17 protein-coding genes are annotated in these 21,381 nt (G+C 60.2%); 10 read left to right on the top strand and 7 right to left on the bottom strand.

The genetic code is table 11. The annotated features are described in order from the left end of the window. Positions 1–10: 10 nt before the first annotated feature. From zwf to FHT97_RS04360, 3 genes are all read right to left on the bottom strand, one after another. Positions 11–1,486 carry a glucose-6-phosphate dehydrogenase gene (gene zwf, locus FHT97_RS04370; RefSeq protein WP_183860174.1) on the bottom strand — a complete coding sequence of 492 codons (1,476 nt, stop codon included), beginning with the start codon at positions 1,484–1,486 and terminating at the stop codon, positions 11–13. 133 nt (positions 1,487–1,619) lie between these two features. Then, entirely contained in the window at positions 1,620–2,918 is a 1,299-nt protein-coding gene (locus tag FHT97_RS04365) for an FAD-binding oxidoreductase (protein WP_183860173.1), read from the bottom strand. Between the two features lie 13 nt (positions 2,919–2,931). Next, positions 2,932–4,368 carry a glutamine synthetase family protein gene (locus FHT97_RS04360; protein ID WP_037139264.1) on the bottom strand — a complete coding sequence of 479 codons (1,437 nt, stop codon included), beginning with the start codon at positions 4,366–4,368 and terminating at the stop codon, positions 2,932–2,934. 125 nt (positions 4,369–4,493) lie between these two features. On the opposite strand from FHT97_RS04360, the gene FHT97_RS04355 reads away from it, so the two are divergent. From FHT97_RS04355 to FHT97_RS04340, 4 genes are all read left to right on the top strand, one after another. Beyond that, positions 4,494–5,675 (top strand): NAD(P)/FAD-dependent oxidoreductase, encoded by a 1,182-nt coding sequence (locus FHT97_RS04355; protein WP_183860171.1) that lies wholly within the window; start codon positions 4,494–4,496, stop codon positions 5,673–5,675. A gap of 149 nt (positions 5,676–5,824) precedes the next feature. Continuing rightward, positions 5,825–5,968: a hypothetical protein gene (locus FHT97_RS04350; protein WP_183860169.1), complete on the top strand. Its 144-nt coding sequence runs from the start codon at positions 5,825–5,827 to the stop codon at positions 5,966–5,968. Positions 5,969–6,266: 298 nt separating this feature from the next. Then, positions 6,267–8,795 (top strand): HAMP domain-containing methyl-accepting chemotaxis protein, encoded by a 2,529-nt coding sequence (locus FHT97_RS04345; protein ID WP_183860167.1) that lies wholly within the window; start codon positions 6,267–6,269, stop codon positions 8,793–8,795. A 166-nt stretch (positions 8,796–8,961) separates the two neighbouring features. Beyond that, complete coding sequence (locus FHT97_RS04340) at positions 8,962–10,803, top strand: methyl-accepting chemotaxis protein (protein ID WP_183860165.1); 1,842 nt, start codon at positions 8,962–8,964, stop codon at positions 10,801–10,803. Here the strand turns inward: FHT97_RS04340 and FHT97_RS04335 are convergent. Further along, a complete protein-coding gene (locus FHT97_RS04335; protein ID WP_183860163.1) occupies positions 10,776–11,009 on the bottom strand; it encodes a hypothetical protein in 234 nt (77 codons plus the stop codon). The genes FHT97_RS04340 and FHT97_RS04335 overlap by 28 nt on opposite strands. Positions 11,010–11,097: 88 nt before the next feature. Between FHT97_RS04335 and FHT97_RS04330 the strand changes: the two genes are divergently transcribed. Continuing rightward, positions 11,098–11,967, top strand: a complete 870-nt coding sequence (locus FHT97_RS04330; protein WP_183860162.1) for a LysR family transcriptional regulator — start codon at positions 11,098–11,100, stop codon at positions 11,965–11,967. Between the two features lie 19 nt (positions 11,968–11,986). Here the strand turns inward: FHT97_RS04330 and FHT97_RS04325 are convergent, their stop codons facing one another. After that, on the bottom strand, positions 11,987–12,223 hold the full coding sequence (locus FHT97_RS04325; protein ID WP_016552811.1) for a hypothetical protein: 237 nt from the start codon (positions 12,221–12,223) through the stop codon (positions 11,987–11,989). 22 nt (positions 12,224–12,245) lie between these two features. Next, on the bottom strand, positions 12,246–13,535 hold the full coding sequence (gene aceA, locus FHT97_RS04320; RefSeq protein WP_183860159.1) for an isocitrate lyase: 1,290 nt from the start codon (positions 13,533–13,535) through the stop codon (positions 12,246–12,248). 191 nt (positions 13,536–13,726) lie between these two features. Here aceA and FHT97_RS04315 point away from each other — a divergent pair, with 191 nt between their 5' ends. The 5 genes from FHT97_RS04315 to FHT97_RS04295 all read left to right on the top strand — a co-directional run bounded on the left by FHT97_RS04315 (position 13,727) and on the right by FHT97_RS04295 (position 19,341). Then, entirely contained in the window at positions 13,727–15,139 is a 1,413-nt protein-coding gene (locus FHT97_RS04315) for a short-chain fatty acyl-CoA regulator family protein (protein WP_183860157.1), read from the top strand. Between the two features lie 129 nt (positions 15,140–15,268). Next, entirely contained in the window at positions 15,269–16,369 is a 1,101-nt protein-coding gene (locus FHT97_RS04310) for a polyamine ABC transporter substrate-binding protein (protein ID WP_183860155.1), read from the top strand. A gap of 93 nt (positions 16,370–16,462) precedes the next feature. Then, positions 16,463–17,605 carry an ABC transporter ATP-binding protein gene (locus FHT97_RS04305; protein WP_183860153.1) on the top strand — a complete coding sequence of 381 codons (1,143 nt, stop codon included), beginning with the start codon at positions 16,463–16,465 and terminating at the stop codon, positions 17,603–17,605. 3 nt (positions 17,606–17,608) lie between these two features. Continuing rightward, positions 17,609–18,520, top strand: a complete 912-nt coding sequence (locus tag FHT97_RS04300) for an ABC transporter permease subunit (protein ID WP_114711504.1) — start codon at positions 17,609–17,611, stop codon at positions 18,518–18,520. A 2-nt stretch (positions 18,521–18,522) separates the two neighbouring features. Beyond that, a complete protein-coding gene (locus tag FHT97_RS04295) occupies positions 18,523–19,341 on the top strand; it encodes an ABC transporter permease subunit (protein ID WP_183860151.1) in 819 nt (272 codons plus the stop codon). Here the strand turns inward: FHT97_RS04295 and FHT97_RS04290 are convergent, their stop codons facing one another. Further along, positions 19,342–21,222: an AsmA-like C-terminal region-containing protein gene (locus FHT97_RS04290; protein ID WP_183860149.1), complete on the bottom strand. Its 1,881-nt coding sequence runs from the start codon at positions 21,220–21,222 to the stop codon at positions 19,342–19,344. Positions 21,223–21,381 lie beyond the last annotated feature (159 nt).

Below are 21,381 nucleotides of genomic sequence, written 5' to 3'. Positions count from 1 at the left end.
GTCTCTGATCCTACAGGTTGTCGTGCCAGGTGCGGCCATCACGCTCGATGAGCGCAATCGACTGGCTGGGGCCCCAGGTGCCGGCGGTGTAACCCTGAACTTTCTGGCCGGTGGATTCCCAGCCCTTCAGGATCGGGTCGACCCACTGCCACGCGGCCTCGACTTCGTCGCGGCGCATGAACAGCGTCTGGTTGGAGCGGATGACGTCCATCAGCAGGCGCTCGTAAGCGTCAGGGTTACGGACCTGGAAGGCGTCGGCGAAGCTCATATCGAGCGACACGTTGCGCAGACGCATGCCTCCCGGGCCGGGGTCTTTGATCATCAGCGACTGCTTGACGCCTTCATCTGGCTGCAGGCGGATGATGAGCTGGTTCTGGTTGATACGACCGGCGGACTGGTCGAAGACCGAGTGCGGGATCGGCTTGAAAGTGATGACGATTTCCGACATGCGACCCGCAAGGCGCTTGCCGGTTCTGATATAGAAGGGAACGCCAGCCCAGCGCCAATTGCCGATCTCCGCCTTGATCGCCACGAAGGTCTCGGTGTTCGAAACGCCGCCTTCGAGCTCTTCAAGGTATCCCTTGACCGGACCGCTGCCGGAAGCGCCGGCACGATATTGGCCACGTACGGTGTTGGTCTCGACGTTCGATGCGTTGATCGGCTTCAATGCACGCAGCACTTTCAGCTTCTCGTCGCGGACGGCCTCGGAGTCCATCGAGGAGGGGACTTCCATCGCGACCAGGCAGACGAGCTGCATGATGTGGTTCTGCACCATGTCGCGCAGCGCCCCAGCGGTGTCGTAATATCCGGCGCGGCCTTCGAGACCGACCGACTCCGCGACCGTGATCTGCACGTGGTCGATATGGTTGGCGTTCCACAGCGGCTCGTAGAGGGCGTTGGCAAAGCGCAGCGCCATCAGGTTCTGCACCGTTTCCTTGCCAAGGTAGTGGTCGATGCGGAAGATCTGCTCTTCCTTGAAGACCTTGCCGATGGTGTCGTTCAGCTGCAGGGCGGAAGCGAGATCGCGACCGATCGGCTTCTCGACCACGATGCGCGTCGACTTAGTGATCAGCTTATGATCGTGGATCTTCTGCGAAATGTCGCCGAAAATGCCCGGTGCGACGGCGAGGTAGAAGGCGCGTACGCGATCCTTGCCTTCGTCCAGAAGCTTCTTGAGGTGATCCCAGCCGGCATCCGAGCGCGCATCGACTGGTACGTAGTACAGGCGCTGCAGGAACTTCGTGACTTCGGCTTCGTTGTATTCGCCCTTCTTGAGGTGTTCGTTCAGGGCATCCTGGGCAAACTTTCGATATTCCTCGTTCGTCAGCGGGCTACGCGACGCACCGATGATGCGGGTCGGCTCGGAGAACTGACCCTCGACTTGCCGGTGATAAAGGGCCGGCAGCAACTTGCGTTCTGCAAGGTCGCCACTGCCGCCGAAAACGACATAATCAAAGGGTTCAACGGGGATGGTTTGGCTGCTCATGAGGATGTCTCTCAATCAGACGGGTTATTGGCTCTTTAATCTAATCGATTTAAAAAAGCCAGTGTGCGATGCAATGAATCTCTCGGAAAGAGGTTTTAGATCGAATTGCCGCGCGATGAAATCCGCAATCTGACTAAAACTTGTCGCGCAAGGCAAACCAGGAAAGCGCCAGGAAAAGCAGCGGCGCACGCATGGCCGCGCCTCCCGGAAATGCCGGAATATCCAGCGATTTGAAAAGCTCCAAATCCGCCGATCGCCCGAGCACCGTGTCAGCATAGAGCTTTCCACAGTAATTGGACAGCATCACGCCATGCCCGGAATAGCCGCCAATGGACGTCACACCAGGCATCACCTCACGCACGAACGGTTGCCGTGGCATGGTGATGCCGACCGAGCCTCCCCAGGCGTGCGAAATCTCGATATCCCGAAGCGCCGGGTAAATCTCGGCGATTTGTCGGCGGATGTGCTGCGTTATGTCGCGCGGATTGTCGGCCGTATAGGCCTCCCGACCGCCAAAGAGCAGCCGGCCGTCCTTGGATTTGCGGAAGTAGCGCACGACGAAGCGTGAGTCGGCCACGGACTCTCCGCCTGACAGCACTTGCGGGTGCCCATCGAGCGGCACGGTAGCCCCGATAAAGGAGCGGATGGGCATCACATGGCTAGCCGTCACCGGCTCGAGATTGCCGATGTAGCCATTGCAAGCGATCAGCGCCCTGTCGGCAGTAATCGTGCCCCGCGACGTCTCGATTATCACCTTGTTGCTGCCATGAAGGATCGCCGAGGCCTTGGTCATCTCGTAAATCTGTGCACCGGCATTGGCTGCAACGCGGGCGAGCCCGATCAGCAGTTTGAGCGGCTGAATGTGGCCAGTGCCGGTGTCGCGAACGCCGCAATAGTAGCGCGTTGAGCCGAGACGCTCTTGGGTTTCGGCTTTGTCCATGAAGCGCATGTGCGGATAATTGTAGCGCATCGCCGCGATTTCAGCATTTTCGTAGTAGTCCGCCTTGTAGCTCTCCTTGTGCGCGACGTTCATCTGACCCGGCATGTACTCCATGTCGATCTGATGGTCGGTCGCGAAATCCATGAGATGGTGCTTGGCTGCCTCGGCCAGATCGAACAATGCGCGCGAGCGTTCGTAGCCGATCTTTTCCTCAAGTTCTTCCGGCCACCAGCGCTGTCCGGTACCAAGCTGGCCACCATTGCGGCCCGAGGCGCCGTCGCCAACCCGGCACGCCTCGATGAGAACCACCGAGACGCCTGACGTGGCGAGATTGTAGGCGGCTTGAAGGCCGGTGTAGCCGCCGCCGACGATGGCGACGTCGCACGTCTTCGAGCCGTCCATTTCGGGATAGGTCGGCCGCTCGCCCGAGGTGGCCTGATACCACGAAATGCCGGGCGCAATGGGGCTCTGCCATCTCTCCTGCGATGTCATGACTGAGCCCTCCCTACACGTTCAGCAGAAGGAATTCGCGCTCCCAGGGGCTGATCACCTGCATGAAGGTTTCGAACTCTCCACGCTTCACGCCAGCATAGATGCCGAGGAACTCTTTGCCGAACACTTCCTCGAAGGCCTCCTCGTCTTCCATTAGCGCGACCGCTTCCAGCAGGCCGCGCGGCAGGTCGATCGAGCCCTCGTTTGCGGTATCCTCTGTCGGCGCTGTCGGTTCGATGCCCTTCATGATACCGAGCAGGCCGGAGGCGAGCGAGGCCGCAAGCGCGAGGTATGGATTGGCATCCGAACTCGGCAGCCGGTTTTCCACGCGCCGTGCCTGCGGGTCGGACACCGGCACGCGGAACGCCGTCGTGCGGTTGTCGTAGCCCCAGGCGTTGTTGACGGGCGCCGACATGTCGGGTGTCAGTCGCCGATAGGAGTTCACATAGGGCGCCAGCATCACCATTGAACTCGGCACGTATTTCTGCAGGCCGCCGATGAAATGGAAGAATTCGCGAGAGGCAGAACCATCGGGGTTCGAGAAGATGTTCTTGCCCGTCTCGCTGTTGACCACCGATTGGTGGATGTGCATCGCCGAACCCGGCTGCCCCTGCATCGGCTTGGCCATGAAGGTGGCATAGATGCCATGCTTCATCGCCGCTTCGCGGATGGTGCGCTTGAACAGAAACACCTGGTCGGCAAGCTCGATCGGATTGCCGTGGCGCAGGTTGATTTCGAGCTGCGCCGGACCTTCCTCGTGGATCAGCGTGTCGATCTCGAGGCCCTGCTTTTCCGAGAAGTGATAGATGTCGTCGATCAGTTCGTCGAACTCGTTGATGCCGGCGATCGAATAGCCCTGACCGCCGAGGATCGAGCGGCCGGAGCGGCCCTTCGGCGGATGCAGCGGATAATCAGGGTCGTCGTTCTTGGCAACGAGATAGAATTCGATCTCTGGCGCCACGATCGGTTTCCAGCCGCGGTCGCCATAGAGCTTCAGCACGCGCTTCAGGACGTTTCGCGGTGTATAGGGAACCTCTTCCCCATCCACGCTAACAATATCGCAGATCACCTGCGCCGTCGGGTCGGTTTCCCAAGGGACGACGGAAAGCGTCGAAAGATCGGGCACCAGCTTCAGGTCGCTGTCCCGTGGCTCGTAGCGGAAGCTTTCCGTTTCGTCAGGATATTCGCCGGAGATGGTGTGGCGATAGATCGCCGAAGGCAGCGCAAGCGAGGTGTTCGAGGTGAACTTCGAACTCGGCATCATCTTGCCACGCGGCACGCCGGCGAGGTCCGGCGTGATGCATTCGATGTCCTCGATGCCGCGTGCCCGCAAGAACTGCGCCGCTTCCTTCCAGTTTGCCACGCCGCGCTGATGTCCGGGGTCCGGGGGAGTTTTTTTCGAGGCGGGTACGTTTCTGGCAGGCTTCAGCGTCGTCTTTTTTGGGGACATGACACACCGGTTTGCGTTGATCGTGGCGGCATCATAACCGGAGTTTGGCAATTGGCGAGAGGGTGGCACGTTGACTTTCGCCCAATGATGGAAAAAGAAGACGCCTTTCGACAAGGGAAGTGGTTTTGCAGCGAAAATGCGATGTGATCGTCCTCGGCGCGGGCGCCGCCGGCATGATGTGCGCCATTCGCGCCGCTCAGCGCGGCCGCTCGGTCATCGTTCTCGATCATGCGAAGTCGCCGGGCGAGAAGATCCGCATTTCGGGTGGCGGGCGCTGCAACTTTACCAACATTCATACCAGCCCGAAGAGCTTCCTCTCCGCCAATCCGCATTTCTGCAAGTCGGCGCTGGCGCGTTTCACGCCATCGGATTTCATCGCCATGGTCGATCGCCACCGGATCGCCTGGCATGAGAAGACGCTTGGGCAGCTATTCTGCGATGACACCGCCAAGGATGTTATCCGGATGCTTCTCGACGAGATGCAGGCCGCAGGCGCAGCTCTGCATCTGCGTACCGAGATCGTTGATGTCGAGAAAAGCGACGAGGGCTTTCGTATCGCGACGTCGGAGAGTACATACGAATGCCGCTCGCTGGTCATTGCGACCGGCGGCAAGTCGATCCCGAAGATGGGTGCGACCGGCCTCGCCTATCGTATCGCCGAGCAGTTCGGCCTTCCTCTGGTGGAGACGCGGCCTGGCCTCGTACCACTGACCATGGATCAGGCCACGCTCGAAAATCTTTCCGAACTATCGGGGATATCCGCACCCGCCGAAATACGCCACGGCAAGACCGCCTTTCGCGAAGCGCTGTTGTTCACGCACCGCGGCCTGAGCGGCCCCGCGATCCTGCAGATTTCATCCTATTGGCGCGAGGGCGACGATATCACCGTCGACATCGAGCCCGACATTGATCTCCTTGAGCATTTGAAGGCGGCGAAGAGGGCAAACGGTCGGCAGTCCGCTCAGACGGCGCTGGCCGAGATACTCCCCAAGCGACTCGCGCAACACCTGACTGACCGGGAGGGTATTGTCGGCCACATGGCGGACCTTTCCGACAAGACGCTGCTGCGCCTCGCCGAGGCCGTGCAGAGCTGGAAGATCAAGCCATCGGGTTCGGAAGGGTACAGAACCGCCGAAGTGACGCTTGGCGGCATCGATACCGCGGCACTCGACTCCCGGACCATGGCGGCGAAGGAGGTTCCGGGCCTCTATTTTATCGGCGAATGCGTCGATGTAACCGGCTGGCTCGGCGGCTATAATTTTCAATGGGCCTGGGCGTCTGGCTTTATTGCCGGCGAATCTTTGTAGACGTGAAACTATCTGGCCGATTCAAGAGTTCTTAAACTGGGTGCGCCATCCTGCCTCATGAACAGTTGGAAAAGCGCTTCCTAAATAAAGCTTTACCAGCAAGACGTTTTGTTGGATTGTTATGCCAGAGATGAAGTGAGGTTCTGCAAATGAACAAGAACGCTCGACGCGCACGCGCCATTGCAATCGCCCAGGCTAAGCCGGACAAAAAGCTCGTTGCCTTGCGTTATCTCGTCATCTCTGCCAGCGCGTTGGCCGCTGTGGCCGCTCTTCTCCTCGCACGTTGGCTCTGACATCCCCCGAGTTCTTTTGGCGGCTGCATGAAGTAGTTTGTCCCGCTGGCTATCGCGCGGATAAATCGATTTGAATGCGCTTTTCCATAGTTTTCGCTTATCCGAAAATTAAGACATCCTCTGCAACATTCGCTCAATAATTTGGGCGCTTACGCATGCGCGTGAAGCGAGTTGGCAATGACTGCCGCCCGGTCCCGGCCGGGACTCCAATTGTTCCAATTTAAGCAGCTCAATGCACTCGGTCGGCGCCCATCAGGCGGCTGGCGGGAGGAGTGGTGTATGGAAGGCCGGAACCGCCATGTTGATTGATAAGATTCTTTCCCGCTTCAGGATCAAAACCAAGGTCCTGATTTTTGTGTTGCCGTTCGTTGTCAGCATTTCGGCAGTCGGCCTGACGGGGCTTTATGCTTCGGGCATGCTGCAAGGACGCATGGAAATCTCCAATAGCGTGCTGCAGTCGCTGAGCGGGTTCAAGGATCTTTACGGCTCCATGGACGATTTCCTGCAAATCACCAGCCAGGAAGCCCGTGACAAGCTTTACGGGGACATCAAGACACAGCAAGGCACGCTGAACGCGACGCTGAAGCAGATCGGCGATAATGGTGGCCGCGACAACCTGCGGGCCGCGACAGATGGCACCTCGGGGATTTCCGATACTGTCGGCAAGCTCTGGACCCTGCATGAGCAGGAACTTGCCCTGCGCAAGTCGATCGACGACGCGCAGAAGGTAATGATTACCAGCCGCTTCAACGTCAACTACGATGCCCAGCAGCTTGAGGAAAACATCCGCAAGGACGAGGGCAACGCCACGGCGACGCTGCGCGCGGCGGATCGTCTGCTGAAGGGCGGCGATACGCTGGCGACCGTTATGGGCGACTTCAACAAGGCCCAACTGCCAGCTGACAAGCTCAAGGTCGTAACCGATGCCATTCCTGCGATCGCCAAGGCTCAGCGCCTGATCGAGATTTCCGTGCCGCAGAACCAGAAGAGCATGACGCAGTCGCTTTCGCAGACGATTAGCGACGTCAAGGCGCAGGCGACTGCCGCCGACGCCGGCACCGATGAGGCGATTGCCAATCTCGGTCGGCTCGTGTCCCGCTTTCGTCAGATGTCGACCTATACTCAGCTGACGGCAACGCAGATGATGCGTGAAGCGACGACGACCTTCGTCGAGCTGGACAGCCGCATTGCGCAGACGAACTCGGTTCTCGAAGACACGCGCCGTCTGGAGAGCGCGATCTACTCGCTGCAACTCGTTCTGGGCGAATTCGCCGCGAAGCCGGGCAAGGAAAACCGCGTTCGCCTGCACCAGGAGATCGCGACGCTCGGCACCAACCTCAACACCCTGCTTGCCAGTGCGAAAGGCATGAACTTCGCGGAAGACATCGTCGCTGCGATGTCGCCAGCCCTTGCCTCCATGGACAAGGATGCCCAGAGCCTGGTCGACACGATCAACCAGCGCGTTGCCGACTACGCTTCCGCTCGCCAGCAACTCGATGCTGTCTGGGGCCAGCTGACAACCTTCGCCGAGCTGCAAAAGCAGAGCGCCGGTGCCGAACGCACGCAGGCAAACGGCATCTCGGTGCTGACGACCGGCCTCGGCATTCTCGTCTCGATCATCGGCGGCATCGCGCTTGTTCTGACGCTGCAGCGCCCGATCGGCCAGATCACCGCAGCGATGCGTCGCATTGCCGACGGCGTTCTCGATACCAACATCTCGGGCCATCTGCGGCACGACGAAATCGGCGACATGGCTCGCGCGCTCGGTATCTTCAAGGAGAACGCGATCTCCAAAATCCGTATCGAGGAGCAGAGTGAGGAAGAGCGCGCCGCAGCCGAGCATGAGCGCCAGTGCAACGATGCCGAGAAGCGGGAGATGGACCGCCAGATCGAGTTTGCCGTCAACGCGCTCGCGTCCGGCCTCGAACGGATGTCGCAGGGCGACATTTCGACCACGATCGAGACGCCGTTCATCGGCCGCCTTGAACAGCTTCGCCAGGATTTCAACGGTTCGATGATGCGCCTGCAGGCGACGATGAGCCAGATCCGCGATAACGTCGAGATGATCCAGGGCAATGGCAACCAGATGGCCCAGTCGGCGGAAGATCTCTCCAAGCGCACCGAGCAGCAGGCTGCCTCGCTGGAAGAGACCGCTGCTGCGGTTGAACAGATCACGGTGACGGTCCGGTCTTCCGCGGAGCGAGCCAAGGATGCGGACCAAATCGTCCGCCAGGCCAAGCGCAGCGCCGACGACTCGGCAGTCGTCGTCAGCAACGCCATCGACGCGATGGGCCGGATCGAAGGGGCGTCCCGCCAGATCGAACAGATCATCGGCGTCATCGACGAGATCGCCTTCCAGACCAACCTGCTGGCTCTCAACGCCGGAATCGAAGCTGCGCGTGCCGGTGAAGCCGGCAAGGGCTTCGCCGTCGTCGCGATGGAAGTGCGTGAGTTGGCGCAGCGCTCCGCTGCCGCAGCGCAGGAGATCAAGGGGCTCATCAACAAGTCGACGACAGAGGTCAGTTCCGGTTCGCAGTTCGTGCAGGAGACCGGCACGGTGCTCGCAAAGATCAGCGCCCAGATCGTCACGATCAGTCAGCATGTCGAGACGATCGCGCGTGCAAGCCACGATCAGTCGAACGCCCTGCAGGAAGTCAATGCGACCGTCAACCAGATGGATCAGATGACGCAGCAGAACGCCGCGATGGTGGAAGAGACCACTGCGGCAAGTCGCGAGCTTGCCGTCGAGGCGGATTCGCTGCTGCGGCTCATCCAGCAGTTCAAGATTGATGGCGACGCGCAGCCGGCGGTCTATCGCGCCGCATAAAGCGACCGCAGGCACAAGCGCTTTGAGGGCCCCGGTATTCCGGGGCCCTTTCTGTTTCTCGATCGGTTGCGTGCCTTTTTCAAATTTTTGACAATTGTCAATTTTTTGAAGACTTTCCTTAAATTTTTAGCGCTAACCCATGAGGCTCATGTCTCAGGGGATATCTATGCTGCGCCTGTTCTCGGCTTCCATCGTACGTCAGATCGTTGCCATCACACTTGTTCTACTCGCCTTCAGCACCGCGGCGATCGTCTGCGTCACCTACTACAATCTGAGCGCCTACGTGATGGCGAGCGCCGTTTCCGACGCAAAGGACGCGAGCCGGACGATGGCGGTTCTCTACGGCGCGAGCGATGCCGGAGTGAGGGTGGACGTCAGCAACAATGAGCTTGCGAGTGTGACAGAAGAGAAGCTTCCTTCACTCGGCGATCACGTGCTGGTCGATCGCACGGCACAATCGATCGCCGGCGTTGCCACCGTCTTTGAGCGCCAGGGCGGCGACTACGTCCGCGTCTCCACCAACGTCAAGAAAGAGAACGGCGACCGCGCTGTCGGCACGAAGCTTGCCACGGATCATCCGGCGCAAGCGGTGTTGGCCAAGGGTGAGGCCTACTACGGTCCCGCTGACCTTTTCGGTCGCAAATTCATGACGGGCTATTTCCCGGTGAAGAACACGGCTGGTTCGAACGTCGGGATCCTGTTCATCGGCATCCCGATGGAGGTCTACTACAGCAGCCTGCAGCAGCTGCTGATGCTGGTGGCCGGTGTCGGCGTCGCAGTTTTGCTGCTGGTCGGCGTGGTGGCCTACTTCGCGATCCGCGCGTCCATCAGGCCGCTGGAGGCGCTGACCGCAACCATTCACACGATTTCCGACGGTAATCTCAACGGGCCGATCCCTTGCGTGGAGAAGCAAAACGAATTCGGTGCGATCGGACGCGCACTCGCGCTGTTCCGCGACAATGCGCGCGCCCGTCAGACGCTGGAGGTGCAAGCCGCGGAACAGCGGCAACTCAGCGACGATGAGCGTGCCCGCAACGACGCCGAGAAGCGCGCGCTCGACGGCCAGATCGACTTCGCCGTCAACCAGCTGGCTGTAGGCCTGGGGCGCCTGGCGGGGGGCGACGTTTCGCAGACGATCCAGACACCATTTGTCGGTCGCCTCGAGCAGCTCCGTGTCGACTTTAATGCCTCCCTCGTTCGGCTGCAGGAAACGTTGGCACGCATTCGCGACAACACCGCTTCGATCCAGAACAACTCCGGTGCCATGCTGGCCTCTGCCGACGAGCTTTCGAAGCGCACGGAAGCACAGGCCGCTAACCTGGAGGAGACCGCAGCTGCAGTTGAGCAAATCACCGTGACCGTCAAATCGTCCGCGGTGCGTGCACGCGAAGCGAACGAGGCCGTGTCCGCGACCAAGAAGAATGCCGATAGTTCGGGCGCAGTCGTCAGCGACGCGGTCGCGGCGATGAACCGCATCGAAGAGGCATCGAAGCAGATCGAACAAATTATCGAAGTCATCGATGATATTGCGTTCCAGACCAACCTTTTGGCGCTGAACGCCGGTATCGAGGCGGCTCGGGCCGGCGAGGCGGGCAAGGGCTTTGCCGTGGTCGCGCAGGAGGTGCGCGAGCTTGCACAGCGCTCCGCCGACGCGGCGCGCGAAATCAAGGGGCTGATCGAGAAGTCGACGCGTGAGGTTATGGCAGGCTCGGGCCTCGTGCAGAAGACCGGTGCCGTGCTTGCAACGATCAGCCAGGAGATCGTTGCGATCAGCAGCCACGTTGAAACGATCGCGACGGCAAGCCAGGATCAATCAGCCGCTCTGCAGGAGGTCAATGGGGCCGTCAATGCGATGGACCAGATGACGCAGCAGAACGCTGCGATGGTCGAGGAAACCACGGAGGCGAGCAGGAAACTTGCCAACGAAGCTGATGCTTTGATGACGTTGGTACAGCAGTTCCGGTTCGAAGCCGCCCAGGATTATGACCGCGCAAGGCAGGCGGCGTGACCGATCTGTCCGGATCGGCAGGAGTCCTTTCCTCGGGGGCGAAGCGTCCCGCGGTTTAGCCGGGGGGACATGAGGAAGGCCGCGAAGCGGACCATACTGGAGTTGCCGACGCTCTCGTAGAATTCGCTTTCGGCTTTTGCCGAATACTTGTCACGACTGTCGTTCAGCAGATCCGCAATCTGTGCGATGGCGATGAGAGTAATCATGGCGATGTCCTTCAATCTTGGGCATCACCTTAGTTATTCCCCGGAATTTGCTTTATAAACGGGAATTCTCTCACTATGTTTTTCACTCATGAAAAACACTCAATGGGATTCCTTTCAATTATTCGTGCAGGTCGCGCGCTTCGGCGGGCTGACGGGCGCCAGCACGTCGAGTGGGCTCAGTCCGGCCACGATCGGTCGCCGCATGCTCGATCTTGAACATGAGATCGGCAAGGCTCTCTTCATCCGCAGCCAGACGGGATACGGCCTCACTGTGGACGGCCAGGTCCTGCTGGAACATCTGCAGGACATGGAGGCTGCGGCCCGCAAGGTCGACGCCTGGCGGCAGGCGGGCAGCGTCGGCGCCACGGTAAGGGTGGCTGCAGGCACCTGGGTGGCCTGGCTCCTGACGGACAACTTCGCAGCGATCCGCAAGCCCGGCGATGCCTTTGCCGTCTCGCTGACCATCGGCGAAGCGCGCGCCAACCTCAATTACAGGGAAAGCGATATCGGCATCCGCGCTTTCGAGCCGGAAGAAAGCAACCTCGCAGCACGCCTGCTCGGCGAGGTGGCCTATGCAGTTTACACGAGGCGCAATGCTGACGGCGCCGAAGAACGGTGGGTGGCGGTCGCCGAAGAGGAAGCGATCTCGAACTATCTCCGCTGGCCGCATCGCAATGCAGCCGGTTCGATCGTTGCGACAGTCAACCGTCCGCGCTCCCTTCCGGAGTTGGTCAGAGCCGGTGCGGGTAGGGCCGTCTTGCCGTGCTTCGTCGGTGACCTCGATCCCGCACTGCAGCGTCTTGGTGGCGAGTTGCCCGAACTGCGCCACCGGCAATGGATCGTCATGAACAACGAGGATCGGCACCGACCGGAAATCCGGACCGTTGCCGATCGCATGACGAAATTGCTGAAGAGCTATGTCGATCTCTTCGCGGGCAAGCGCCCCAGTCGAAGCTGAGGGCGCCGACCGGTGCCGTTCAGCTGCGTCCCGCGACGATGACGGGGATCAGAAGGTCGCCCCAGTTCCCGTCGCCACCATGGTGTCTCGCCGAGCGAACGATCTCGACGGAAACGCCGGCATCGACTGCCTTCATGACCGATTGGTTCAGTCGGTGCAGGTCGTTGGCGAGCATGCGGATCATCGTCTGCTGATCCGGGGTCATGCAGGTGGACTGTTCTTCAGCGCGTTCCTTGACGCGTGCAAGCGTGGGCATGGCATTCTCCTCCTTGGTGCGTTCATTCTGCTGCTGGTTTGAATTGTGCGTGTTCGGTGGATTCTTTCATTGCAGTGGTCGACGAACGTCCGCCGGTGATGGCCATCGAAACGGCATCGAAGTAACCGGTGCCGACTTCGCGCTGATGCTTGGTCGCGGTGTAGCCGTTAATCTCCGCCGCGAACTCTGCCTCTTGCAGTTCGGAGTAGGCGGCCATCTGCCGGTCCTTGTAGCCGCGGGCGAGCTCGTACATCCCGAAGTTCAACTGGTGGAAGCCGGCAAGCGTGATGAACTGGAACTTGTAACCCATCGCGCCGAGTTCGCGCTGGAACTTGGCGATCGTCGCGTCATCGAGGTTTTTCTTCCAGTTGAACGACGGCGAGCAGTTGTAGGCGAGCAGCTTGCCCGGATGCACCTTGTGGACCCCTTCGGCGAAGCGGCGCGCCTGCTCGAGATCCGGCTTCGAGGTCTCGCACCAGATGAGATCGCAGTGCGGTGCATAGGCGACCGCGCGTGCGATGCATGGCTCGAGCCCATTGCGAACCTGATAGAAGCCTTCGACCGTGCGACCGGCATCATAATCGACAAAGGGTTGGTCGCGTTCATCGATGTCTGAGGTCAGCAGCTTGGCGGCCTCGGCGTCCGTGCGGGCGATGACGAGCGTCGGGACGCCCATGACATCGGCTGCGAGGCGAGCCGCGTCAAGGTTGCGGATATGAGCTGCGGTCGGGATCAGGACCTTGCCGCCAAGGTGGCCGCATTTCTTCTCGGACGCCAACTGATCCTCGAAATGGACGCCGGCGGCACCGGCTTCGATATAGGCCTTCATGATCTCGAAGGCATTCAGCGGACCGCCGAAGCCTGCCTCCGCGTCGGCGACGATCGGCGCAAACCAGGTCTCGACGGAAAGGCCGTTCCGCTCTGATGTTTCGATCTGGTCGGCGCGCTGCAGGGTCCGGTTGATCCGCTTGGCAAGCTCTGGCCCGGCGTTCGCCGGATAAAGCGACTGGTCCGGGTACATGGCAGAAGCGGTATTGCTGTCTGCGGCGACCTGCCAGCCGGAAAGGTAGATTGCCTTCAATCCGGCACGAACCATCTGCATCGCCTGATTACCGGAGAGCGCGCCGAGGGCGTTGACGAAATCATCCTGATGCAGAAGTTGCCACAGCCGCTTGGCGCCCATTTCGGCGAGGGTATGGCGTAGTTCGACGGAGCCGCGCAGCCGCTTGACGTCATCGATCGAGTAGGGACGCTCGACCCCGTTGAAACGTCCTGCCGGAAGATCCCGGTGCAGCTTGTCAAATTCTGTCATCTCATGCTCCTTGTAGATTATGTGGTCGGTCTGGATGATTGACAGAATTTACAAATCCCTGAGAAAAGCCAGAGTTATCTATGGTATAGCGGGCGAAAACGAGTTAGGATGCAAAGCTTTGACAGGTTCGCTTTGTGAATTTGTAAAATATTGTAAATGTCGCGCGTCGAAGTTTTGTAAAGGATTGTCACATGGCGGAGCGCAAGATCTTTGCGGGACCAAAGGTTCGGCGCATTAGAAACGGTCTCGGCTTGACCCAGTCCGCGATGGCCGAGGCGCTCGGGATCTCTCCGTCCTATCTCAACCTTATCGAGCGCAACCAGCGGCCACTGACCGTGCAACTGCTCCTGAAGCTGTCTTCGGTCTACAAGGTCGATCTGGAGGAGCTGAGGGAAGGCAGTGGCGGCAGTCTCGATCAACTGAGGGAGATTTTTGCGGATCCGCTGCTGGCGGGCGAACTACCCGGCGATCAGGAGCTCGTCGAGGTCGCGGAAGCAGCGCCCAACGCGGCCAGTGGCATCATCAAGCTGTACCGCGCCTACAGCGAACAGGCGAGCCGCTTGTCGGACCTGACGTCCCTGACAGCGGGACCGGGACAAATGCCGCTGGCGGGCGCGCGGCTTCCAGCCGACGAAGTCCGCGATGTTCTAGAGCGGCGCTCCGCCTATTTCCCTGAGTTGGAGGCAGCGGCAGAGGCCTTCCTGGCCCGCTTTGCCGAGGTGCGTGATTTGCCGGCGGCTTTCAAGGAGTGGCTCGGGGCGGAGCGCGGGATCAGTGTGCGTGTCCTTCCAGTTCATGTCATGCCCGACCTGCGGCGCCGCTTCGACCGGCACTCGATGCGTCTCTTCGTCTCCGAGCGACTGTCGCCGGCCGATCAGGCGCACGAGGTCGCCATCGAGGTTGCGACGCTCGCCTTGCGCGATGCGATCCTGGCGGAGCTCGACGGTCTGGCGCTGTTGACGCCGGAGGCGAAGCGGATAGCGCGCTTCGAACTCTCTCGTTACGGCGCGTTGGCGCTCGCCATGCCCTATGCGCCATTCCTCTCTGCAGCACAAGCCAGCCGATACGATGTCGACATCCTTCGCTCGCGCTTCGGCGTTTCCTATGCGCAGACGGCGGCCCGGCTGGTCACGCTGCAGCGTCCGGGTGCCTCCGGCATTCCATTCTTCATGATGGAGATCGATGCGGCCGGCCACCGGCTGCGGCGTGCGGGAGCGCAGGGCTTCCCGCATTCGCGTTTTGGCGGCGGCTGTCCCAAGCTGAACATTCATGCGGCCTTCCTTCAGCCCGGCCAGATTCTTGCCGAAACGGTCGAACTGCCGGATGGCGGTCGCTACCTCACCGTCGCCCGGACGCTCGAGGGGCCGAACGTTGCGTTCGGCGAGCGGGTGAGGCGCACGGCATTACTACTCTGCTGCGAGGCGGCGACCGGTGAAGCGTCGGTCTATGGTCAGGTTGTAACTGCGCAGCAGCCGGTCCTGATCGGACCCGCCTGCCGCTTGTGCGAGCGGCGCGGTTGCCTCTCGCGCGCTGAACCACCCGTCACACGACCGCTAGGCCTCGATGAGATGGTTACAGGCCTCAGCAGCTTCGACTTTCAATGACTGTGAAATGATTGAGACTACTGGTTTTTGCGCTTGTGGGCTCTCGAAAACCTTTCTAGTCTGCCTGCAAAACCAGAGGGGCGGCGTCCGCAAACGGCACCGCAAAGCAAGAAGAAAACAGGAGATAGCATGAGGTCAGTAATCGCAAGACTTGCAGCGGGCGCCGTTATACTCGCGTTCGCCGCTGCGCCGTCCTTTGCGCAGGAGCGTGTGGTCAACATCTACAACTGGTCGGACTACATCGACAGCTCCATCCTAGAAGACTTTACCAAGGAAACCGGCATCAAGGTCGTCTACGACACCTTCGATTCCAACGAGACGGTTGAAACAAAGCTGCTCGCTGGCGGCACCGGTTACGACGTGGTCGTGCCGAGCGGTGACTTCCTTCAACGCCAGATCCAGGCGGGCGTCTTCCAGAAGCTCGACAAATCCAAGCTGCCGAACCTCTCCAATATGTGGGATATGATCCAGCAGCGCACCGCGATGTACGACCCCGGCAACGAATACGCCGTGGACTACATGTGGGGCACCAACGGCATCGGTTACAACAAGAAGAAGGTCGCCGAGATCCTCGGACCCGACGCAAAGGCGCCGGGCCTTGAAGCAATCTTCGATCCGGCGGTTGCGGCAAAATTCAAGGATTGCGGCATCTATATGTTGGATGCACCAAAGGACGTCATGCCGTCGGCCTTGACCTATATCGGCCTTGACCCCAATTCGAGCAAGCCGGCCGATCTGCAGAAGGCCGGCGAACTGCTGGAAAAGGTAAGGCCCTTCGTCCGCAAGTTCCATTCCTCGGAATATATCAACGCCTTGGCTAACGGCGATATCTGCATCGCGTTCGGTTACTCCGGCGACATCTTCCAGGCCGCCAACCGCGCGACCGAAGCCAAGAATGGCGTCGAAGTCGGTTATTCCATTCCGTCACAGGGCGCGCAGATGTGGTTCGACATGATGGCGATCCCGGCGGATGCCAAGCACGTCGCCGAGGCGCACGAATTCCTCAACTACATGATGAAGCCTGAGGTCATCGCCAAGGCCAGCAACTATGTGTTCTACGCCAACGGCAACAAGGCGTCGCAGCAATTCATCGACAAGGAAGTCCTTGACGACCCGTCGGTCTATCCGAGCGAGGACGTAATGAAGAAGCTCTACAGCGTCACACCATGGGATCCGAAAACGCAGCGCACCGCGACCCGGATCTGGACGAAAGTCGTCACCGGCCAATAACGAAGATTAGGCCCGGCCGGTAACGCCCGGGCCTTTTCTTTCCGTGCCGGCCTCGGGGAAGCCGGCTCTTAGAATGACTTTTCGGGGCACAATATGAAGTCACTTGGCAATATCCGCCGCTCCTTTTCACCGTGGACAGACCCGGCATCGAAGCCGTTTATATCGTTCAACAACGTCACGAAGCGATTTGGCGACTTCACGGCCGTCGACGACCTGTCTTTGAATATCTATCACCGCGAATTCTTTGCTTTGCTCGGGGCTTCCGGCTGCGGAAAATCGACGCTGCTGCGCATGCTTGCAGGCTTCGAGCAGCCGACTTCGGGCGAAATCGTCCTCGACGGCACAAACCTTGCCGGCACGCCGCCCTACAAGCGGCCGGTCAACATGATGTTTCAGTCCTACGCGCTCTTTCCGCATATGACCGTGGAAAAGAATATCGCCTTCGGCCTGCGCCAGGATGGCATGCCGAAGGAGGAGATTGCCGAGCGCGTTCTGCAGATGCTGAAGATGGTGAAGCTCGAAAAGTTCGCCGCGCGCAAGCCGAACCAGCTGTCTGGTGGCCAGCGCCAGCGCGTTGCTCTGGCGCGTTCGCTCGCCAAGCGGCCGAAGGTGCTACTGCTCGACGAGCCGCTTGGCGCGCTGGACAAGAAGCTGCGTGAGGAAACGCAGTTCGAGCTCATGGATCTGCAGCAGAACCTCGGCCTGACCTTTGTCGTGGTCACCCACGACCAGGAAGAGGCGATGACCATGGCCGATCGAATTGCGGTGATGAGCCACGGCAAGGTCGTCCAGGTGGCGACGCCGGCCGAGATCTACGAGGCGCCGAACTCCCGCTTTGTTGCTGACTTCATCGGTGACGTGAACATCTTCGATGGCAAGGTCGCGAGCGCGAATGACAGCACCGTCGAGATTGCCGTCGACCAAGATTTCTCGATCAGCGTCGTCACCCCCGAAAAGCCGACCATGGGCTCGTCTGTCGGCTTCGCGATCCGTCCGGAAAAGCTCAAGGTTTCACGCAAGCCGCCTGCCAATCCAAAGGTGAACGCGGCCTCCGGGGAACTGTGGGACATCGGCTATCTCGGCGACATGACGGTTTTCCACGTGAAGCTGACGAGCGGCAAAGTGGTCAAGGCCTCGCTTCTCAATGCCCAACGCGCCGTCGACGATCCGTTTACTTACGATCAGGAAGTCTGGATCACCTTCGCCGAGGATGCCGGCGTCCTTCTCAAGGATTGAACCATGGGCAAGCTCGGTTCCGCTTTCTACAATCGCCTGGTCATCATCGTTCCCTATGTCTGGCTGCTGCTGTTCTTCCTGGCGCCGTTCTTCATCGTCTTCCGCATATCGCTGTCGACGACGGCAATCGCCATGCCCCCCTACGAGCCGGTTTTTTCGCTCGGTGATGGCTTGGCCGGTTTCTGGGAAAAAGTCGGCACCTTTTCCTTCGACAACTATAGCTACCTCATCGATGATCCGCTCTATGTGAACGCTTACATATCGAGCCTGGTGATCGCCGGCATCTCGACGTTCCTGACGCTGCTGATCGCCTATCCGATCGCCTACGGCATGGCACAGGCGCCGCGCAGCATTCGTCCGACGCTGCTGATGCTGGTCATCCTGCCGTTCTGGACGAGCTTCCTTATCCGGGTCTACGCCTGGATCGCGATCCTGAAGCCGGAAGGATTGTTCAATCAGCTTCTGCTATCGCTGCACGTCATCGACACCCCTCTGATCATCCTGAACACCAACGTCGCGGTCTATATCGGCATCGTCTATTCCTACCTGCCGTTCATGGTCCTGCCGCTCTACTCCTCGCTGGAAAAGATGGATGGCACCTTGATCGAAGCTGCGCAGGATCTTGGCTGCACGCCGATCAGCGCGTTTTGGCGAGTGACTTTCCCGCTGTCGCTGCCCGGCGTCGTCGCCGGCTGCATGCTGGTGTTTATCCCCGCTGTCGGCGAGTTCGTTATCCCCGATCTCCTTGGCGGATCGCAGACGCTGATGATCGGCAAGACGTTGTGGAACGAATTCAATTCCAACCGCGACTGGCCAGTGTCCTCGGCGGTCGCGACCATCCTGCTGCTGATCCTGGTGATCCCGATCGTGTTCTTCCAGAACGCGCAGGCCAAGGCCGATGAGCAGGGGAGATAGACATGCTGAGATGGACCCGTTTCAACGTCGCTTCCGTCGCGCTCGGCTTCGCGTTTCTCTACCTGCCGATCGTTCTTCTGGTCGTGTTTTCCTTCAACGAGTCGAAACTCGTGACCGTCTGGGGTGGCTTTTCGGCCAAATGGTACGTCTCGCTCCTTCATAATCAGGCTTTGCTCGATGCGGCCTGGGTGACGATCCGCGTCGGGATACTCTCGGCCACCGCGGCAACGATCCTCGGAACGCTCGCCGCGATCGCTCTGGTGCGTTACACGCGCTTTCGCGGGCGCATGCTGTTTTCCGGCATGGTGTACGCGCCGCTGGTCATGCCCGAGGTGATCACCGGCCTGTCGCTTCTGCTGCTCTTCGTCGCAATCGGCCTGGACCGCGGCTTCTGGACGATCACGCTGGCGCACACGACGCTGACCATGTGCTTCGTTGCCGTTGTCGTGCAATCGCGGCTGCTGAGCTTCGACCGATCGATCGAGGAGGCAGCCCAGGATCTCGGCTCGCCGCCCGTGCGGACGTTCTTCGAAATCACGCTGCCGATTATTGCGCCTGCAGTGCTTTCCGGCTGGATTCTCGCCTTCACATTGTCGCTGGATGACCTTGTCATCGCGAGCTTCACCTCCGGCCCCGGAGCGACGACGCTGCCGATGAAGATCTACAGCCAGGTCCGCCTCGGGGTAACGCCCGAGATCAATGCGGTCTGCACTATTCTGATCGGCATCGTGGCGATTGGCGTCATCTGTGCATCGACGATCACGAAGCGCCGCGAACTGCAGCGCGAGCGGGACGAGCGTGCGGCGGCAATCGCGCCGTGACTATTTGGTCGACCCCTGCTGCGTGACCGGGGCAGGCGAGATAACCGGCTCCGGCCACGCACCGCCAACGAAGAATGGCAGAGGCGGCAAGCTCGGTGATACCGTTGGGTCGGTCGCCTCGATCGTTCCCGACAAGGCCAATCCACTCGACCGATAAGGAATGACGCCCGAAAGGATCAGCGTCTGCTGCGGTCCCTCGATCCGTGCCCCGTGGATTGTCGCTGCGCCGTCCGCGAGGTCCGCGGTGATGTCGAAATTGTCGAAAGCGAAGGCGCGATGGGATACTGAATTCAAGGGAAAGAAGTCGGCTCGTGCTGCCTCTTCGCGCACCGCTTCCGCATCAAATCCTGGAAGTGAGCCCGACCGCGCGCGGAAGGCGATCCTTCCCGTCACGTCGCTGGCCCCAGCCTTCCAGAGCGGCATCGATGTCTTCACCGACATGTCCAGAGAACCCGTTGCAAGCGGCAGCGGTCCTTGGAGCTGAAGCCGCTCGATCAGGCCGGCAAAGTCGGCACCCCGGATCGACAGTTGCAATCTGCCACCGCCGTCGAAATCTCCACGCATCGCCTCCAAGTGAGCAGATAGTTCGCCGCCCTCGAATTGGCTGTCGCCGATGTCGAACTTCGCCTCGTTGCTGGAAACGATGATGCTGGCCCCGACGTCCGATAGCGTGAAAGGCTCCACCAGCGCCTGCTTGGCGGAAAGCCGCAGGTCGAGGTCCAGCTTTTGCAGAAGTCCGCCATCGGGCGGTCCATCCGCCTCACCGGCGGCCAGGCGCAGGATAAACGCATCGAACAGCGACCGGAAGTTCATTTGGTCGAAAGCGAGCGTGCCACCAAGCTTGGCGCGCTTGCCCGGTGGAAAGGCCACATCCATCGCACCGCGCGCATTCGATCCATTCATGCTCATGTTGACATTGTCGAAGCGGAAGCCGTTCGGCACCGACGCGACATCCGTCTCGAGCGAGAAGGTCCGAAGGGTCGCGATACCCGGCAGCGATCGGTCGACCCATGTCAGCAGTGCCGGCATGTCGGGGATGCTGAGCGCCATGTTGCCGGAGAGGTCGAAGAGATGCGAGATATTTGCCACCCCTTGGAACCGCGCTGTAAGCAGGCCGGAAGTCAGCGACGCCGTCATCTCCGCGCTCTTGCCGCCGAAGATGAGCAACGGGCTGCGGGAGGAAAAATCGAGCTTCAAATCCTGTCCGCTCGTCCGTGCGATCAGCACGGCGGTGATTGGGCTCGACAGTTTGCGCCAGCTGACATCGGCCGTCACGCCGTCGAAACGGAACGTCCTGCCGCTGGCGACGTCGGCGACATTCACTGTCCCGTCCTCAACGGTAATCGCCCCGATGGCGGCATCCAGTTTTTTGTCGAGGACTTCTCTTCCGCCTTCTTCGCGCGCATTGGCGATCGCCTTTGCCAGAAGCCCCTCATTGGTCCAGTCGATCACGCCGCTGCTTTCACGCGTCAGCAGCAGGTTGGGGCGCAGAAGATGGAACTCGTGGAAGCTTGCACGCCCTCTGATCGCGTCAATCAGGCTGAATTCGGCGGAAAGGCTTTCGACCGTTCCAAGCAGCTTGGCGCCGTCGTCTTTCTGGCGAACGGAGATCTTGCTGAGGATAATCCGAGGCGTCGGCCAGAATTCGATGACCGGCTTGCCGGCGATCTCTGCACGATAGCCTGCCCATTTCGAAAGCGCATCCTCAATGCCGGATCGAACAAGGCCGGTGGAAATCAGATAGGGGGCGGCCACCCGAAGCGCGACGAAGATAGACAAGACAACGAGCAGCGTGACTGTTACCAGCCTCGCAAAGCTTGGCAACCAGCCGGTCACTGGCCTGATTTTGTTCCACCACCGCGGCTGTCGTGACGTCCCCATATAATCCGCCAGTCTCTTTGGGTAATTGCCCTTAATGCTCTGAAATGCCGGATATATCAAATGCCGTTTGCTTGCAAATACATGCCGCTGGCCGTGCTCGTCACTGCCTTTATAAGCTGATATTGCATTGTATATAGGCGAGCGAACAGAAGGAGTGTC

Origin of the sequence: Rhizobium sp. BK399 (assembly GCF_014194695.1) — a bacterium.
In the GTDB taxonomy this organism is placed as follows: Bacteria; Pseudomonadota; Alphaproteobacteria; order Rhizobiales; family Rhizobiaceae; genus Rhizobium.
This window is presented reverse-complemented; position numbering and strand designations above follow the sequence as displayed.

Excerpts from the sequence above, each read along its gene's own strand:
- FHT97_RS04360 (WP_037139264.1), bottom strand. The coding sequence starts at position 4,368 with ATGTCCCCAAAAAAGACGACGCTGAAGCCTGCCAGAAACGTACCCGCC.
- FHT97_RS04300 (WP_114711504.1), top strand. The coding sequence starts at position 17,609 with ATGGGCAAGCTCGGTTCCGCTTTCTACAATCGCCTGGTCATCATCGTT.
- FHT97_RS04365 (WP_183860173.1), bottom strand. The coding sequence starts at position 2,918 with ATGACATCGCAGGAGAGATGGCAGAGCCCCATTGCGCCCGGCATTTCG.
- FHT97_RS04345 (WP_183860167.1), top strand. The coding sequence starts at position 6,267 with ATGTTGATTGATAAGATTCTTTCCCGCTTCAGGATCAAAACCAAGGTC.
- FHT97_RS04335 (WP_183860163.1), bottom strand. The coding sequence starts at position 11,009 with ATGATTACTCTCATCGCCATCGCACAGATTGCGGATCTGCTGAACGAC.
- FHT97_RS04305 (WP_183860153.1), top strand. The coding sequence starts at position 16,463 with ATGAAGTCACTTGGCAATATCCGCCGCTCCTTTTCACCGTGGACAGAC.
- FHT97_RS04290 (WP_183860149.1), bottom strand. The coding sequence starts at position 21,222 with ATGGGGACGTCACGACAGCCGCGGTGGTGGAACAAAATCAGGCCAGTG.
- FHT97_RS04325 (WP_016552811.1), bottom strand. The coding sequence starts at position 12,223 with ATGCCCACGCTTGCACGCGTCAAGGAACGCGCTGAAGAACAGTCCACC.
- FHT97_RS04310 (WP_183860155.1), top strand. The coding sequence starts at position 15,269 with ATGAGGTCAGTAATCGCAAGACTTGCAGCGGGCGCCGTTATACTCGCG.
- FHT97_RS04295 (WP_183860151.1), top strand. The coding sequence starts at position 18,523 with ATGCTGAGATGGACCCGTTTCAACGTCGCTTCCGTCGCGCTCGGCTTC.
- FHT97_RS04330 (WP_183860162.1), top strand. The coding sequence starts at position 11,098 with ATGAAAAACACTCAATGGGATTCCTTTCAATTATTCGTGCAGGTCGCG.
- zwf (WP_183860174.1), bottom strand. The coding sequence starts at position 1,486 with ATGAGCAGCCAAACCATCCCCGTTGAACCCTTTGATTATGTCGTTTTC.
- FHT97_RS04350 (WP_183860169.1), top strand. The coding sequence starts at position 5,825 with ATGAACAAGAACGCTCGACGCGCACGCGCCATTGCAATCGCCCAGGCT.
- FHT97_RS04340 (WP_183860165.1), top strand. The coding sequence starts at position 8,962 with ATGCTGCGCCTGTTCTCGGCTTCCATCGTACGTCAGATCGTTGCCATC.
- FHT97_RS04315 (WP_183860157.1), top strand. The coding sequence starts at position 13,727 with ATGGCGGAGCGCAAGATCTTTGCGGGACCAAAGGTTCGGCGCATTAGA.
- aceA (WP_183860159.1), bottom strand. The coding sequence starts at position 13,535 with ATGACAGAATTTGACAAGCTGCACCGGGATCTTCCGGCAGGACGTTTC.